This is a genomic window from Achromobacter maghribensis (assembly GCF_057334215.1).
The window spans coordinates 195,164-210,592 of record NZ_JBHFII010000026.1; the positions used below are offsets into that span (position 1 = coordinate 195,164).

14 protein-coding genes are annotated in these 15,429 nt (G+C 66.0%); 7 read left to right on the top strand and 7 right to left on the bottom strand.

What is annotated here, in order from left to right:
- Positions 1 to 25: 25 nt before the first annotated feature.
- Positions 26 to 2,206, bottom strand: a complete 2,181-nt coding sequence (locus ACE039_RS11730; RefSeq protein ID WP_448708813.1) for a glycoside hydrolase family 31 protein — start codon at positions 2,204 to 2,206, stop codon at positions 26 to 28.
- On the opposite strand from ACE039_RS11730, the gene ACE039_RS11735 reads away from it, so the two are divergent.
- Positions 2,129 to 2,398 carry a hypothetical protein gene (locus ACE039_RS11735; protein ID WP_448708814.1) on the top strand — a complete coding sequence of 90 codons (270 nt, stop codon included), beginning with the start codon at positions 2,129 to 2,131 and terminating at the stop codon, positions 2,396 to 2,398. The two genes, ACE039_RS11730 and ACE039_RS11735, sit on opposite strands and share 78 nt — an antisense overlap.
- A 122-nt stretch (positions 2,399 to 2,520) precedes the next feature.
- On the opposite strand, the gene mnmC is transcribed toward ACE039_RS11735, so the two are convergent.
- Positions 2,521 to 4,392, bottom strand: a complete 1,872-nt coding sequence (mnmC, locus tag ACE039_RS11740; protein ID WP_485822442.1) for a bifunctional tRNA (5-methylaminomethyl-2-thiouridine)(34)-methyltransferase MnmC2/FAD-dependent 5-carboxymethylaminomethyl-2-thiouridine(34) oxidoreductase MnmC1 — start codon at positions 4,390 to 4,392, stop codon at positions 2,521 to 2,523.
- Between the two features lie 143 nt (positions 4,393 to 4,535).
- Between mnmC and ACE039_RS11745 the strand changes: the two genes are divergently transcribed.
- Complete coding sequence (locus ACE039_RS11745) at positions 4,536 to 5,411, top strand: inositol monophosphatase family protein (RefSeq protein ID WP_105555501.1); 876 nt, start codon at positions 4,536 to 4,538, stop codon at positions 5,409 to 5,411.
- A 29-nt stretch (positions 5,412 to 5,440) separates the two neighbouring features.
- Here the strand turns inward: ACE039_RS11745 and ACE039_RS11750 are convergent, their stop codons facing one another.
- Positions 5,441 to 7,144, bottom strand: coding sequence for an AMP-binding protein (locus ACE039_RS11750; RefSeq protein ID WP_485822443.1), 1,704 nt, complete (start codon positions 7,142 to 7,144; stop codon positions 5,441 to 5,443).
- 76 nt (positions 7,145 to 7,220) lie between these two features.
- On the opposite strand from ACE039_RS11750, the gene ACE039_RS11755 reads away from it, so the two are divergent.
- Positions 7,221 to 8,417 (top strand): M20 aminoacylase family protein, encoded by a 1,197-nt coding sequence (locus tag ACE039_RS11755; RefSeq protein ID WP_313456746.1) that lies wholly within the window; start codon positions 7,221 to 7,223, stop codon positions 8,415 to 8,417.
- Positions 8,418 to 8,419: 2 nt separating this feature from the next.
- On the opposite strand, the gene ACE039_RS11760 is transcribed toward ACE039_RS11755, so the two are convergent.
- Positions 8,420 to 9,313, bottom strand: coding sequence for a LysR family transcriptional regulator (locus tag ACE039_RS11760; RefSeq protein WP_310034835.1), 894 nt, complete (start codon positions 9,311 to 9,313; stop codon positions 8,420 to 8,422).
- A gap of 115 nt (positions 9,314 to 9,428) precedes the next feature.
- On the opposite strand from ACE039_RS11760, the gene ACE039_RS11765 reads away from it, so the two are divergent.
- From ACE039_RS11765 to pagP, 4 genes are all read left to right on the top strand, one after another.
- The gene (locus ACE039_RS11765; RefSeq protein ID WP_485822444.1) at positions 9,429 to 10,574 is read left to right on the top strand and encodes a YeiH family protein; all 1,146 of its coding nucleotides are present in this window, start codon (positions 9,429 to 9,431) and stop codon (positions 10,572 to 10,574) included.
- A 105-nt stretch (positions 10,575 to 10,679) separates the two neighbouring features.
- Entirely contained in the window at positions 10,680 to 11,090 is a 411-nt protein-coding gene (locus ACE039_RS11770) for an acyl-CoA thioesterase (RefSeq protein WP_105555505.1), read from the top strand.
- Positions 11,091 to 11,100: 10 nt separating this feature from the next.
- Positions 11,101 to 12,573, top strand: a complete 1,473-nt coding sequence (gene mgtE / locus ACE039_RS11775) for a magnesium transporter (protein WP_105555506.1) — start codon at positions 11,101 to 11,103, stop codon at positions 12,571 to 12,573.
- A 154-nt stretch (positions 12,574 to 12,727) separates the two neighbouring features.
- Positions 12,728 to 13,282: a lipid IV(A) palmitoyltransferase PagP gene (gene pagP, locus ACE039_RS11780; RefSeq protein WP_485822445.1), complete on the top strand. Its 555-nt coding sequence runs from the start codon at positions 12,728 to 12,730 to the stop codon at positions 13,280 to 13,282.
- Positions 13,283 to 13,295: 13 nt separating this feature from the next.
- Here the strand turns inward: pagP and ACE039_RS11785 are convergent, their stop codons facing one another.
- The 3 genes from ACE039_RS11785 to ACE039_RS11795 form a co-directional block, all read right to left on the bottom strand.
- Positions 13,296 to 13,907, bottom strand: coding sequence for a gamma-glutamylcyclotransferase (locus ACE039_RS11785; protein ID WP_448710230.1), 612 nt, complete (start codon positions 13,905 to 13,907; stop codon positions 13,296 to 13,298).
- Positions 13,908 to 14,068: 161 nt separating this feature from the next.
- Complete coding sequence (locus tag ACE039_RS11790; protein WP_105555509.1) at positions 14,069 to 14,527, bottom strand: Lrp/AsnC family transcriptional regulator; 459 nt, start codon at positions 14,525 to 14,527, stop codon at positions 14,069 to 14,071.
- An 87-nt stretch (positions 14,528 to 14,614) separates the two neighbouring features.
- Positions 14,615 to 15,397: an SDR family oxidoreductase gene (locus ACE039_RS11795; RefSeq protein ID WP_105555510.1), complete on the bottom strand. Its 783-nt coding sequence runs from the start codon at positions 15,395 to 15,397 to the stop codon at positions 14,615 to 14,617.
- Positions 15,398 to 15,429 lie beyond the last annotated feature (32 nt).

The following is a 15,429-nucleotide window of genomic DNA, read 5'->3' on the forward strand; positions in this document are numbered from 1 at the left end:
GGCGGGTCAGCCGGCCACGCTACCGTCAACGTGCGCGGGAGATGCGGACTTCCGCGCCCCGGCGCTTGACCTCAAGGCCTTCGGACGGCGAAATGCGCAGTCCTTCCAGCCCCTTGATGTAGCTGGAGCCCTGCATCTGCATCACGCGGATCTTGTTGCGCATGACGACCGGGTTATGCACCGGCATGCCGAACATCCACACTTCGTCCAGGATGCGGGCCGAGTTGAACTCGCCCGTATGCTGCGCGGCAGGTCCCAGACAGAGCATGTGCCCTTCGCGGCCGAAAACCGGGAACTGGCCCAGTTCGCAGTCGATCGTCCAGGTCGTGCCGCCTTCGTAGCGGTGCCCCGTGTTCAGGTCCCACCACGCCTCGCCCTTGGGCAGGTACACGCGCACCTGCTTGCCGGGTTCCGTCACGGGTGCCACTAGCAGGGCCGGGCCCAACAGGTATTGCAGGTCCCATTCATGCGCGTGCGGGTCGTTCGGGAACGACAGCGCCATGGAACGCTGCACCGGCAAACCGGTGCGGGCCGAGTCTTCGATGGCGCCCAGCACGTAAGGCACCAGGCGATAACGCCACTGCATCCAGGTCCTGGCCTGGGCCAGCGTTTCTTCGCCGAAGTCCCAGGGCATCAGGCCTTCAACGCCCTGGAACGAGAAGTTCGCCGAAAACACGCCGATGGTCAGCCAGCGCAGGTACAGCTCGGAGGTCATGCCCGAGCGATCGCGCGAGGCCGAGCCGATGCCGTGCACCTGCACGGGCACGCCGCTGGCGCCGATGGACAAAGCAGTGCGCAGGGTATGGCGCAGGCCATCCCAGGTATTTTCCACCTGCGGCCCCACCTGCCACGGCAGGCGCTGCGCGGCCGGGAACAGGTCGGAGCTGGGCACCACGCCTTCCGGCGGCACCTTCAGGCCGGCAACGGCATCGAACAGCGCGCGGCGCACCAGCAGCGGATACATGCTGCGCAGCGCCGGGCCGGTTTCGCCGTTGCGGGCGGTCACGCCGTCGGGAATGGCGATCTGGGCGTCGCACGCCGGCGCGTCCAAACCGTCTTCGATCAACAGGCGATGGCGTTCGACCCACTGGTTGTAGATGTCGCGATAGGTCAGGTCCAGCAGGCCATAAGGTTGCCCCGAGGTGGCGGCGTTACCGTCGAACACCTGGGCCGACCCGTCGTCCTTGGTCAGCAGCCAACCGCGGTCTTCCAGCTCTTCGAACAGCGGGCTGGACTTCAGCACGCCGGGGAAACCGGAGGCAGAAACATGCACGTTGTGCTTGTGGAAGAGCGCCAGCATCTGCTTGGCGTCCGGGAAGCGCTGGGCATCCCATTCGAAGACGGCCTTGTCGGACTGGAAGCCCCAGGCTGCCGGCTGCGCCAAGGTCACGGCGTCCACCGGGATCTGGTTTTCACGCATGCGGGCAACCAACGCCACCGTCTGCGTCGGCATCTCGCCCGTGGCCTGCTGCAACCACGCGCCCATCGCCCACAGCACGGGCTGGCCGGCGCGGCCGGTCAGCGCGGTGTACTGGTTCAGGATTTCCGCAGGCTCGCCGGCAAACAGGAACAAGTCCAGGACGGCATCGTCCACGGTCAGCACGTAGGCTGAATCCGCAGGCGCGACGCCTACCGTGTGCTCGACGCGACGCATCGTGTTGACGTAGACGCCCCAGCCGCGCGGACTCCAGGCCAACGGCAAGGCGCGGTGCTCGGGATCATCGGAAACGACCGATTCTTCGCGGCGGTTCAGGTCGCCCGGAGTTTCGCCCAGGCCGAAGACGCGATCGTCGCCCTGCAGGGTGAACCCCGCCGACCAGACCGCGTCATCGTCCTGGTCCAGCGCGTTGTGCCCGAATGCGGGCGTATGCGCGGAAACCTCGGACTCGAACACCCGTTCATCGTTGCGGTAGAGCGCCACGCGCACGGGGTTGGATTGGAGCTCCAGGGCAACGTCGCCCTGGGTAATGCGCCAGCCATCCCCGCCTTCGCGAGGGGCAATGGCGGCTTCGCCCACGGCCTCTTGGCGCGCGAGCAGCATCTCCGCCACGGCGCGCGCACGCGCGCTGGGCTTATCTTCATTCAGGTGGTTCGCCTCGCCGCAGCGCAGGCGAAAAACACCAGGCGCATGCGCCTCGACTACCAGGTGCAACCCATCGCCCGCATCGAAATCGAAGCGACTGGGGCGGGACGTCAGCAGCTCAATGTTATCGAGCTGGGTAGTATGGGCAAAGTCGAACTTGGGCGGCACAGAGCATCCCCCGGCTTAAGCCAAAAACCATCAAAAGACGCTATTTTGACGGATTTGAGCTTTGAAATAAACTCGGTCCCTCTTTTGGAAGGCGATCTCATCCAAAAAAGGGGCATAAAGCCCTCGGCCAGCGCCCATTGGTCTTGATGCCCACGAGCCGCCGAAACGCCAATTTCGAGCCCAAAGCGGCCTATTTGGCGCCAAATCCTGGCAATTACTGCAATTCTACGCCACCTGACCCCGGGGCCCGTCACCGGCCTGACTTTTTTTCACCTTGGCGAAATAAGTTGGGCCAGATCGGTTTCCAGCGGCGACGGCTCGCCAGCCAGGCGGGCGGCGATCAGGTCGCCCATCAACGCCGACCAGGACAGCCCCCGCGAGGCGTAACCGACAGCCAGCCACACGCCCCGAGCATGGGGCAATTCGCCTACGGCCGGCAAGCGCCCCGGCAGCACGGCACGCCAACCGGCCCAGCCGGGCAGGCTACCGGGCACCAGCGCATCGAAGTCCGGGAAGTGACCGCTTAGTAGTCCCGCCGCCTTGGCCAGCGTGACGCGCTGCCCGTCGGCGCTGACACGCGCTTCGGCGGCGTCGTGGACGTAGGTGCTGCCCACCACGCAGCCGGGCCCCACGTCGGGCAGCAGATATCCTTCGCCCCCGACGATGCAACGGGGACCTCCGGACAGCGCCGCCGCCGGCACCAGCGTCACCTCGCCCGTCAGCGCATGCATCTGCGCGACCCGCGGCAGCGGGTCCAGCAGGCCACTGTCGGCCAGCATGTTGCGCGCGCCCGCCGCATTGGCCAGGATCACGACCTGAGCCTGCGCCAGTTCAGCGCCCTGCTCGTCCATCACGCGCCACCCCTGCCCGACCGGCTCGACGCGCGCGGCCTTGCCCGGCAACAGGGCCGCCCCGGACGTCTCGAGCAATGCATCGATCAGGCGGTTGGGCTGCACCAGCATGCCCTGGGAAAAAAACACGCCGCCGCGCGCCAGCGGCAGGCCGGCCAGGGCGCTGGCCTCGTCGCGGTCCACCTGGCGCACCCAACCGGACGGAAACGCCAGCGTTTCCAGGGTACTGGCCAGCGCGGCGGATTTACCCGCATCGCGCTCGACCTGGACGGTGCCGCACACGCGAGGCGCGGCGTCGCCCGGCAGCCCTTGCCATCGGGCCAGGGCGCGCTGGCTGCCCGCGCGCGACAACCGCGCCCGGGCGTTGTCGTCGCGCGCCACCACGGGCGTCAGCGCCGCCGCAAGATGGCCCGCATGCGCCGGTGCGCCCAGCGCCCGGCCCGCATCCACCACCGTGACGCGCCAGCCTCGACCCGCCAGCGCCTGCGCAATCCCCGCGCCCGCCAGTCCCGCGCCCACCACCACGGCATGCGCCGCGTCCAGGCCGGGCACGGCGGCCATGCGCCCTTCGGCCCGGACCGTGCCCGCCGTCATGTGCCATTTGCCGCCATAGCCGGCCTCGCGCCGTACATCGAAACCCGCATCCTGCAACGCCTGCCGCAACTCGCCGGTGCAGGCCCAGGTCGCCATCGTCGCATCCGGGGCCGCCCGCGCGGCCAGGTTTTGCAACAATTGCGGCGCCCACATCCGGGGATTGCGCTCAGGGGCGAAACCATCCAGGAAAAAGGCGTCGATCCGTGCGCTCAACCGCGCCGCCAACACCTGCGCGTCGCCAAAACCCAGCGTCAACGTCACGGCGCCATTTTCAAATTCCAGGCGATGCAACCCCGGCAACAGCGCCGGCCATTGCGCGGCAAGCCGCTGCCCCAGCTCCGCCAGCGGCGCCGCCGCTGCCTCTCGCGCCAGCAACGCGGACAAATCTTCCTGCGCGAACGGATGCGCTTCCATCGACACCACGTGCAGCGCGGCGGGCCGTTGCGGATCGTCGCGCCACGCCTTCCATAAGGTGAGGAAATTCAGGCCCATGCCGAAGCCGGTTTCGCAGACGGTGAATTGCTTGCGGCCGCGCCAGCGGCCGGGCAAGCCGTTGCCGTGCAGGAACACGTGTTCCGCCTGCCCCGCCGCGCCCGCCGGGCAGTGATAGACGTCGCCATACAAGGAGCTGTACAGCTTGCCGTCGGCGTTGAAACCGACCTCTGCGGGCATCAAGGGGACATAGGGCGCGGGCATGGAATCCTGGAAAACAATCAAGGTTGAGACAAAAGCGAATTGTTGAGCGTCTGCCGGGCAGGCGTTGGATGGACACCACGCGACGCCCGTGTTTCAGGCCCTTGCCTCAAATTTGACGCATACATGGGCTTACACTGGTTTACATGGATACCTATGATCAGCCCCGTTCGCAGGCTTCGCCCATAGACCTGTGCGCCGCAATCGATGCGGCCGTCACTGCGGCTCATGGCGGTGCAGCCATCCTGCAATCCTACGCGCATCACCGCGCCGATCTCGTGATCGACCGCAAGGCGCGCAACGATCTCGTGTCTCAAGCGGACCGCGAAGCGGAAGCCGTCATTATCCAGGAGCTACAGGCCCGCACGCCCAAGTTCGGCATCGTGGCCGAAGAGACGGGCGGCAAGCCCAAGGGCATCGCCACCTGGTATATCGACCCCTTGGACGGCACCACCAATTTCCTGCACGACATTCCGCACTACGCCGTGTCCATCGCGTTGATCGCCCACGCGGGCACCGCGGTCTCGGCCACCGAAACGCTGACGGAAGACACGCCCGTGATCGGCGTGGTGTACGACCCCAACCGCGAAGAACTGTTCACCGCGGTGTATGGCATCGGCGCGTGGCTGAACGGCCGCCGCATCAAATGCTCGCGCACGCAGACAATCGAAGACGCAGTATTGGCTACGGGCTTTCCGTTCCGTGATTTTTCGTTTGCCGGCCAGTACATGCCGATGCTGAACGACGCCATCAAGCGCGCGCGTGGCGTGCGCCGCATGGGCGCGGCCGCGCTGGATCTGGCGTGGACGGCCTGCGGGCGTTACGACGGCTATTGGGAAATGGGCCTGGCGCCCTGGGACGTGGCTGCCGGCACGCTGATCCTGCGTGAAGCGGGCGGCGCGTGTTCGGACATGCACAAGCTGGACCCGTGGCCGATTGGTGGACGCGTCGTGGCGGGCAACCCCGCCATCGAACGCGCCCTGCACGAGATGATCGCGCCCCACCTGGACAATCCCGGCTAAGCCGGAATTTACGCTCGGCCTAGCCCGCTTTACGCGGCAGCCTTGCCCGCGGGTGCGGCCGCCTGCGCATCGGGCCGGAGTTCGCGGCGCAGGATTTTGCCCACGTTGCTCTTGGGCAGTTCTTCGCGGAATTCCACGAAGCGCGGGCGCTTATAACCCGTCAGCTTTTCACGGCACCAGTCCTGCACCTGCGCCTCGGTCAACGACGGATCGCTCTTCACCACGAAGACCTTGACGGCTTCGCCCGAGTGTTCGTCGGGCACGCCGATGGCCGCGCATTCCAGCACGCCCGGCAACTGCGCCACCACGGCTTCGACCTCGTTCGGATAAACCTTGAAGCCGGATACCGCGATCATGTCTTTCTTGCGGTCCACGATGCGCGTGTAGCCCTGCTCATCCATGATGCCGATGTCGCCCGTGCGAAAGAACCCGTCGGCCGTCATGGACTGCTGCGTCTCTTCGGGCTTCTGCCAATACCCCAGCATGACCTGCGGCCCGCGGATGCCCACTTCGCCGCGCTCGCCCAGCGGCACTTCGCGGCCGGCGTCGTCCAGGATGGCCACGTCGGTGGACGGCAGCGGCAAGCCGATGGAACCCGAATACGCCGTGGCATTGGTGGGATTCACCGTGGCAACGGGCGAGGTCTCGGACAGGCCGTAGCCTTCGATCAACGGGCGGCCGGTGATCTTCAGCCAACGTTCGGCCACCGGTTGCTGCACAGCCATGCCGCCGCCCAGCGTCAGCCGCAAGGCCGAGAAATCCAGCTTCGCGAAATCCGGGTTGTGCGCCAGCGCGTTGAACAGCGTATTGACGCCGGGGAACAGATTGATCGGCACCTTGCGCCACGCATTGATCAGCGAAGGCTGGTCGCGCGGATTGATGATGAGCACGTTGCGCATGCCCGCGTGCAGACCATACAGGCCGCACACCGTCATCGCGAACACGTGGTAGAGCGGCAGCGCGCTGATGATGGTCAACTGGCTGCCCGCCAGGTCATGTACCACGGGCTGCGCCACGGCTTCCGTCTGCAGCACGTTGGCCGTGAGGTTGCGGTGCGACAGCATGGCGCCCTTGGGCACGCCGGTGGTGCCACCGGTGTATTGCAACACCGCCACGTCGTCCATCGTCAGCGCGGGCGGCGTGAACGGCAGGCCCGCGCCCTCGCCCAGCACCTGCGGCAGCATGCGCGCGCCGTCGATTCGCCAGGCCGGCACGATCTTCTTGATGTGCCGCGCGGCGAAGTTGACGATGGGGGCTTTCAGGCCACCCAGCAGGTCGCCCGGCCCGGTCACCACGATATGCTTGAGCTGCCCGCGCTGTTTCACCGCCTGCAGCGTGTGCGCGAAGTTTTCCAGGATCAGGATGACGGACGCGCCACTGTCCTGCAATTGGCGTTCTAGTTCGTCGGCCGTGTACAGCGGATTCACGTTCACCACGACAAGCCCGGCGCGTAGCGTGCCCAGCATGCCGACCAGATACGCCGGCACGTTCGGCATCATCAACGCGACCCGGGCGCCCTTGGGCAGACCCAGGCTTTGCAGCCAGCCGGAAAACGCGCGCGCATGCCGGTCCAGTTGTGCATAAGTGATATCGCTGCCCATCGCGGTGCAGGCGATGCGCGAGGCGTATTGCTTGCAGGCCCGGTCCAGCAAGTCGGCCAGTGAGGAATAACCCTCAGTGGAGATTTCTGCCGGCACCCCCTGCGGGTAATGGGCTAGCCACGGACGTGTCATGGTAGTTGTCTCCATTAAATAGATTTTTGATTGATGATAACCTTGTTGCGTTCCCTTTTTCCGCCTGACTTCCCCCATGAAACTGCTCGAACCCATCGTCGCCTGGCATCACGATATCTCCAAGATCCGACGCGACATCCACGCGCATCCCGAATTGGCCTTCCAGGAATTCCGCACGGCTGACGTCGTGGCGGCCAAGCTTGAAGAATGGGGCATCGAAGTCGACCGCGGACTCGGCGGCACGGGCGTCGTCGGCATCATCCGCGGCAACCAGCCCGGTGACCGCGCCGTGGGCCTGCGCGCCGACATGGACGCGCTGCCCATGCAAGAGGTCAACACCTTCGCGCATGCCAGCAAGAACGAAGGCAAGATGCACGCGTGCGGCCATGACGGCCACACCGCCATGCTGCTGGCCGCAGCGCAATACCTGGCGCAGCACCGCGATTACGCGGGCATTGTCTATGTGATCTTCCAGCCCGCCGAAGAAGGCGGCGGCGGCGCCAAGCGCATGATCGACGACGGCCTGTTCAAGCGCTTCCCGATGGAAGCCGTGTTCGGCATGCACAACTGGCCCGGCATGAAGCCCGGCCAGTTCGGCCTGACGCCGGGCCCCATCATGGCGTCCAGCAACGAATTCTCGATCGTGGTCAAGGGCAAGGGCACGCACGCCGGCATGCCCAATCTGGGCATCGACCCGGTCATGGCGGCCGTGCAGTTGGCGCAATCGCTGCAGACCATCATCACGCGCAACCGCAATCCGCTGGACGCGGCCGTGCTGAGCATCACGCAGATCCACGCCGGCAGCGCCGACAACGTCGTGCCCAACCATGCCGAATTGCGCGGCACCGTGCGCACGTTCACGCTGGAAGTGCTGGACCTGATCGAACGCCGTATGGAAGAGATCACGCGCCACACCTGCGCGGCCATGGATTGCGAAGTGGAATTCACCTTCCAGCGCAACTATCCGCCCACCATCAACCACGCCGAAGAAGCCGCGTTCTGTGCCGACGTGCTGCGCGACATCGTGGGCGAGGCCAACGTCAACGACCACGTGCAACCCACGATGGGCGCGGAAGACTTTGCGTTCATGCTGCAGGAGCTGCCCGGCTGCTACGTCTGGATCGGCAACGGCACGGGCGACCACCGCGACAGCGGACACGGCCTGGGCCCTTGCATGCTGCACAACGGCAGCTACGACTTCAACGACGAATTGCTGCCGCTGGGCGGCACCTACTGGGTCCAGTTGGCGCTCAAGCGCCTGGCCAAGGCCTGACCCTACCCGCCGTCCCCCGCCCCGACCGCCAGGCACATCGCCAGGAAGCGGCCGGTGGCGCGGGCGGCGGCGTCGGCATGCGGCACCAGGATGCTCAGCGTGCGCGTCAGCGGCTTGGGCAACAGGCGCAACGCCGCCAATGCCCCGTCTTCATGCCGCATCGACATGACGGACACGAACCCGACCCCCAAGCCGGCGCGCACCGCCTGCTTCACGCCTTCGACACCCGCCAGTTCCAGCCCCACCGACGGCGCCAGCCCCGCGTCCGCGAAGGCGCGTTCGACCAGCCTGCGCACGCCTGACCCCGGTTCACGCATGACCAGCGGGGACGCGGCCAGATCTCGCAAGGTCACCGCCCCTTTGCCCGCCAGCGCGTGGTCGGCCCGCACAATCGCGACGACTTCGTCTTGCCGCCAGGCATGCACGGCGGTATCCGCCGGCAGCCCGGTGGGCACGTCCCCTTCAATGAAAGCCAGGTCCAGCGCGGGCAGCCGCTCGACGATTTCCCGCGTATTGCCGTCGGACAGGTGCAGGCTGACGGACGGGAAAGCCTGGCGGAAATCCGCGACCAGGCGCGGCAGCAGATAACTGGCGGGCGTGGTACTGGCTCCCAGGCGCAAGGCGCCCGTCTCCAGACCGCGCCAAGTTTCGCGCACCGCCTGCGCCTGGCGATACACCTGGCGCAATTGCCGCGCCTGTTCGGCCAGGCGCTCGCCGGCCTCGGTCAACGCGATGCCGTGGCCGCTGCGGCGGTATAGCGGTTCGCCGAACCATTCCTGCAGCATGCGCAACTGTCCTGACACGGCGGGTTGGGACAAATGCAGCACCTGCGCGGCGCGGCTGATGTTGCCGGTGTCGGCCACGCAGGCAAAAGTCAGTAGCTGGTCCGGAGTCATGGCGGCCTTATTATCAGATTTACCGATAGTACATATCGAAAATAAAGATTTTTCAAATAATAGGCCGAGATTTAATATTTCGTGTAGTTATTTAGATATGCCCACAGGGCCAGTCATGAGCACCTCTTCCAGCACCACCGCCCCTCTTCCCGTCGTCGCCGCAGGCGCGGCAACGCCGGCTGCCGCAGCGTCGGCTGCCGCAGCATCGGCTGCCGCAGCATCGGCTGGCGCAGCATCCGCCTCGGCCACGCCTTGGCGCGACAAGCTCAACGGCGTGCTGTTCGTCGGCCTGATGGCGGGCGCGGTGATGCAGCTGGCCGACCTGCCGGCCATCCGCCAATTGGGCTTTTCGCCGCTGGTCGTGGGCATCGTATGCGGCATGCTGTACGGCAACTTCCTGCGCGGCACGATGCCCGCCGATTGGAGCGCGGGCGTGAATTTCACCGCGCGGCGCCTGCTGCGCATCGCCGTGGCCTTCTACGGATTGAACATCAGCATCCAGCAGATCGCCGCCGTCGGGCTGCCCGGTCTGGCGGTGTCGGTGGCCGTCGTGCTGGGCACGTTGCTGATCGGCACGGTCGTAGGCCAGCGCATGCTGGGCCTGGACCGCGACACCGCCATGCTGACCGCCGCGGGCAGCGCGATCTGCGGCGCGGCCGCCGTGCTGGCGTTCGAACCCACGCTGCGCGCCGCCCCGCACAAAAGCGCCGTCGCGGTCGCGACCGTGGTGCTGTTCGGCACCCTGTCCATGTTCCTTTACCCCATTCTTTACCACGCCGGCTGGCTCAATCTGGATACCCAGGCGCTTGGCATCTACATCGGCGGCACGATCCATGAAGTGGCGCAGGTCGTCGGCGCCGCCAGCAACATCGACCCGGCCACCACGGAAGTCGCCACCATCGTCAAGATGACCCGGGTGGCGCTGCTGGTGCCGGTCCTGCTGGTCCTGGGCATGTATCTGCGCAGCGCCGCCAGCCAGGCCGGTGGCCAAGCCAAGGGCGCCAAGCTGGCGATCCCCTGGTTCGCGGTCGGCTTCCTGGTGCTGGCCATCATCAACTCGCTGAACATCATCCCGCCCGACGCCATCGCCGCCGTCCGCCGCCTGGACGTCTTCGCCCTGACCATGGCCATGACGGCGCTGGGCATCGAAACGCGCTTCGCCCAGATCAAGAAAGCCGGTCCCCGCGTGATGGCCCTGGGCCTAATCCTGTACGCCTGGTTGTTGGTTGGCGGCTACGGTATCGTGAAGTTGGCGACCTGATCACCAGCCTGCCGCGGCAATGCGCCGCGGCGGGCTCTGCCACGCACGCCGCTGTCTCGTTTTTCCTGCATAATCGGCTGGTTCCCTTGCTTTGGAGTCGGCCGCATGACCTCCAGCACCAAAACCCCGTTTACGACTTTGCCCGCCCATCGCGACCCGGTATTGCGCGTCATGCCGATGCCGGCGGATGCGAACATCCACGGGGACGTCTTTGGCGGCTGGATCATGGCTCAGGTCGACATCGCCGGATCAATACCCGCCGCCCGCCGCGCCGCCGGTCGCGTGGCCACCGTCGCGGTCAATGCCTTCCAGTTCAAAGAGCCCGTGTTCGTGGGCGACCTCCTCAGCTTCTACGCATCCATCGCCAAGACCGGCACCACGTCGGTCACGGTGTCGGTCGAGGTCTACGCCGAACGTCAGCGCCTGGACGCCGAAGTCGTCAAGGTCACCGAAGCCACGCTGACCTACGTCGCCACCGACGAAGCGCGGCGCAGCCGCCCCCTTCCCACTCTTTGAGCCGTAACGCATGACGCAGTCCGCCGCCGCGCAGAAACCGCCCGCGACGCCCCGCCGCCTCGACCCGGAAGACGCCCAGACCGCCCTGGCCGAAGTGCAGGAACGCCTGCGCCGCCAGCAATTGGTGGCCGATCTGGTGCATCGCCAGGAAGAAGGCGACGCCAAGGCCACCCTGGTCGAAGACCTGGTGCACCGTCAGCACGAGGCGGAACTCAAGACGCTGCTTGACGGCCTGCATCCGGCCGACATCGCCTTCATCCTGGAATCGCTGCCCAAGGACGAACGCCAGGCCATCTGGAAGCTGGTCAGTCCCGAGCACGACGCGGACGTGCTGCTGGAAGTCGAAGACTGGGTGCGGGAATCGCTGATCGAAGCGATGGACCGCCAGGACCTGGTCGCCGCCACCGGCAACATGGACGCCGACGAACTGGCCGACCTGGCGCCCGACCTGCCGCCCGACGTGGTGGCCGAAGTGCAAAAGGGGCTGACCGAAGAGGAACGCGCGCAGTTGCTGGAGGCCATGGGCTATCCGGAAGACAGCGTAGGCGCGATCATGGACTTCGAAATGGTCCGGGTGCGCGAGGACGTCACGCTGGAAGTGGTGCTGCGCTATTTGCGCCGCCTGCACGAACTGCCCGACCACACCGACCAGATCTTCGTGGTGGACCGCCAAGACAAGCTGCAAGGCATCCTGCCGCTGTCGCGGCTGCTGGTCAGCGAACCCGAAACCGAAGTGCGCGCCGTCATGAATTCGGATTTCCTGGCGCTGAATCCGCTGGATTCCGATGCCGACGCCGCCGGCGCGTTCGAACGCTACGACCTGGTGTCCGCCCCCGTGATGGACGACCAGGGCCGCCTGATCGGCCGCGTCACCATCGCCGACGTCGTGGACGTGATGCGCGAAGACTCGCAGGAACAGGCGCTGTCGCGCGCCGGTCTGCAAGAAGAAGACATCTTCGCACCGGTCAGCACCGCCTTGCGCAACCGCGCCCCGTGGCTGCTGCTTAACCTCTGTACCGCCGCCACGGCCTCTTTCGTGGCCTCCCAGTTTGAAGGCACGGTCAGCCAGATCGTGATCCTGGCCTTCCTGATGTCGATCGTCGCCGGCATCGGCGGCAACTCGGGCAACCAGACCATGACGCTCATCATCCGGGCGCTGGCCATGGGCCGGATCACCGGGCGCAACCTGTGGCAACTGGTCAAGCGCGAACTCTTCGTGACCTTGCTGGTGGGGTTGTGCGGCAGCCTGGTGGCCGCGCTGTTCGCCTGGGTGATCTCCCGTTCGATGTCGATCGCACTGGTCATGATGGCGGCGATGGTCTGCAACATGCTGGTCGGCGCATCCGTCGGCGTGCTGGTCCCGATGGTGCGCGCCCGCTTCGGCAAGGATCCGGCGATGGGCTCATCGGTGCTGCTCACGTTCGCCACCGACTCGCTTGGGTTCTTCATCTTCCTGGGCCTGGCCACGTTCTTCCTGCTGTAGCCTCGCCGCGACAGTCACATATTGGCTTGATTGCCTGCCCGCCATTCTCCGTGGCCGGGCACGGCAAACGCTGTCCCATGACAGCCAACTGACAGGGAAAACCCGCTGACTCCATGTAAAGTCATGGAACTGTCATCTTTTCCCTTGTACCCGCATGACCGCCAAATTCCGGGCAGCGCTCTTTTTCGTGCTGCTCTCGACTTTCGCCGCTACCGCCGACGCTTGTGAAGACCTGCCCTCGTGGGCGCAGTCGGCCTGTAACCGCCTGGACCAGATCTGGACCGAAGGTGGCCACGACCTCTACGTGACGGGCTACTCGTGGCACAACCGCGCCACCTACAGCCGCGAGAAAATCGACAGCTTCAACGAACTGGCCTGGGGCGGCGGCTACGGCCGCAGCATCTACGACGAAGACGGGGACTGGCAGGGCCTGTACGCGATGGCGTTCCTGGATTCGCACAGCAAGGTCGAACCCATCGCCGGCTACGGTTTCCTGAAGATCGGACAGGTCAGCGAGAACCTCCGCCTGGGTGCGGGCTACACCGTCTTCCTGACGGCGCGCCACGACATCATGAGCTACGTGCCGTTCCCCGGGATCTTGCCGCTGGTGGGCGCCGGCTACAAGGATGCCATGCTCTACGCGACCTACATCCCCGGCTCGTCCGGCGCGGGCAACGTGTTGTTCGTCTTCGGCCGCTGGCACTTCTAGGGGCGCGGCGCCCCTAAAAGGCCTGGCCCAATTTGCGGACCAGATCCCCCAGCCGCCAATCATCGATGCCATGGGCGCGCAGCGCGCGCTCGGTTTCCACCACGTAGTCCAGGCAAGGCCCGGATTGGCCGACGGCGTTGCGCACCGACGCCAGCAAGCGGTCATCGCTAAGGTCGGCCGCGTACTCGTGGCAGGTGCGGTTCAGCAGGAAGACCAGCCCCTGCACCGGTGCGGCCTCGGTGTGGCAGGTCAGCCAACGGGGGGTATAGGCGCCGGTCACCATTTCACGGCGCCACAGCGCCTGAAACACCGTCGGAACGTCGCTCGCCGCGATCAGGAACGCCACGCCACGGCAGCAGCCGCCGCGGTTCAGGCCAAACACCAGACCGGGATTGTCCGGCGACCCGCGATGGTCATGCGACCACAGGCAGAGCGACCGGTGATACCCGCGCACGGTCGCCAGGCGGCGCTCACGCCAAGCAAACCCGGGATGCCAGATCAGGGATCCGTAGGCGAACACCCACAAATCGTCCACGCCGTTCCATCCGGTCAGCAGGTCGTCCACCGATAGCGCTTGCCGCGTTTTTGCCAGACCGGCACAGCCGGCGGGTACCACCAACGACATAGGGTCCTCTGATATCCCGATTCATTCCCCAGCGGGAATGAGGGATATCCTACGCCGCCTGCCACGCAAAAGAATTGCGCGATTGGGCCTTCGAAACACGCCGAAAGAAATTTGCATCCGCCACACCCCGCGTGCGCGGAAAAAAATTTGCGCGCTGGCGGCTAGACCGCGTCCAGCGGCAATTCCGTGGTGCTTTTGATGACTTCCATCGAGAAGCTGGCGCTGACGTCCAACAGGTCCACGGCGCCGATCAGCCGGCGGTAGAAGCGGTCATAAGCCGCCATATCCTCGACCACGACTTTCAGCAGGTAATCGATATCGCCTGCCATGCGGTGGAATTCCACGACGTTGGGCAGCGCCATGACGGCGTTGATCAGGCTCTGCGTCCATTTCTCGTTGTGCTGGCTGGTCTTGATCGACACGAACACCGTCAGGTTCAGACCCAGCGCGCGGGGGTCCAGCAGGATGGCGTTGCGGGCGATGACGCCGTCATCCTTCAGCTTCTGGATGCGACGCCAGCATGGCGTCACGGACAGGTTCACCTGCTCGGCGATTTCAGCGACCGAACAGGTGGCGTCCTTCTGCAGCAACGCCAATATCTTGATGTCGGTCTGGTCCATGGTGTCCTCAACGCAGTGGTGCAATCTTGCCTGTTGCGCCTGGCGGCGTCCAGCCGCGGGCCGCGCCCGGCGCCGGCCCCATCCCGTCTAGTACGTGCCCGGGTAGCCGCCGCCATCGATCAGAATGCTCTGCGCCGTCATGTAGCCGGAATGCGCGGAACAGAGATAGGCGCACAGCGCGCCGATCTCTTCGGGCTGCCCGTAGCGCCCCGCCGGGTTCGCGCGCCCGCGCTCGTCCCAGAGCTGGTCGAATGTCTTGCCGCCGGACTGCTCCACCATGCCCTGGATATGCCTGACCTGCGCGTCCGTGGCGAAGGCACCCGGCAGCAGGTTGTTGATGGTGACGTTGTGCCGCACGGTCTGACGCGCCAGCCCGCCCACGAAGCCAATCAAGCCCGAGCGCGCGCCGTTGGACAAGCCCAGCTCGGCATGCGGCGCTTTCACGCTGCGCGACACGATATTCACGATGCGGCCGAAGCGGCGCTCGATCATGCCGTCAACCACCCGCCGGATCATGTCGATCGGCCCAAGCATCATGGCATCCAGCGACGCGATCCAGTCCTCTCGCGTCCAATCCCGGAAGTCTCCGGGCAAGGGGCCGTCGGCGTTGTTGATCAGGATGTCCGGGTGGGGGCATGCGGCGATCGCCGCGTCCCGGCCTTGCGGCTGCGTCAGGTCGGCGGACACCCAGCCCACGCCGATCCCCGTTTCCCGCGAGATCTCCGCAGCGGCCTGCTCCAGCGTTTGCGGGTTGCGGGCGGCGATCGTCACCGCCACCCCTTCGCGCGCCAGTTGCAGCGCGCATGCCCGGCCCATGCCGCGGCTGCCGCCAAAGACCAATGCCGTTTTGCCGCCGATCCCCAGGTCCATGCTGTCGCTCCCGTTGCGTGTCGCGCCACCGG

Excerpts from the sequence above, each read along its gene's own strand:
- ACE039_RS11735 (WP_448708814.1), top strand. The coding sequence starts at position 2,129 with ATGCGCCTCGACTACCAGGTGCAACCCATCGCCCGCATCGAAATCGAA.
- mnmC (WP_485822442.1), bottom strand. The coding sequence starts at position 4,392 with ATGCCCGCGCCCTATGTCCCCTTGATGCCCGCAGAGGTCGGTTTCAAC.
- ACE039_RS11745 (WP_105555501.1), top strand. The coding sequence starts at position 4,536 with ATGGATACCTATGATCAGCCCCGTTCGCAGGCTTCGCCCATAGACCTG.
- ACE039_RS11750 (WP_485822443.1), bottom strand. The coding sequence starts at position 7,144 with ATGACACGTCCGTGGCTAGCCCATTACCCGCAGGGGGTGCCGGCAGAA.
- ACE039_RS11755 (WP_313456746.1), top strand. The coding sequence starts at position 7,221 with ATGAAACTGCTCGAACCCATCGTCGCCTGGCATCACGATATCTCCAAG.
- ACE039_RS11760 (WP_310034835.1), bottom strand. The coding sequence starts at position 9,313 with ATGACTCCGGACCAGCTACTGACTTTTGCCTGCGTGGCCGACACCGGC.
- ACE039_RS11765 (WP_485822444.1), top strand. The coding sequence starts at position 9,429 with ATGAGCACCTCTTCCAGCACCACCGCCCCTCTTCCCGTCGTCGCCGCA.
- ACE039_RS11770 (WP_105555505.1), top strand. The coding sequence starts at position 10,680 with ATGACCTCCAGCACCAAAACCCCGTTTACGACTTTGCCCGCCCATCGC.
- mgtE (WP_105555506.1), top strand. The coding sequence starts at position 11,101 with ATGACGCAGTCCGCCGCCGCGCAGAAACCGCCCGCGACGCCCCGCCGC.
- pagP (WP_485822445.1), top strand. The coding sequence starts at position 12,728 with ATGACCGCCAAATTCCGGGCAGCGCTCTTTTTCGTGCTGCTCTCGACT.
- ACE039_RS11785 (WP_448710230.1), bottom strand. The coding sequence starts at position 13,907 with ATGTCGTTGGTGGTACCCGCCGGCTGTGCCGGTCTGGCAAAAACGCGG.
- ACE039_RS11790 (WP_105555509.1), bottom strand. The coding sequence starts at position 14,527 with ATGGACCAGACCGACATCAAGATATTGGCGTTGCTGCAGAAGGACGCC.
- ACE039_RS11795 (WP_105555510.1), bottom strand. The coding sequence starts at position 15,397 with ATGGACCTGGGGATCGGCGGCAAAACGGCATTGGTCTTTGGCGGCAGC.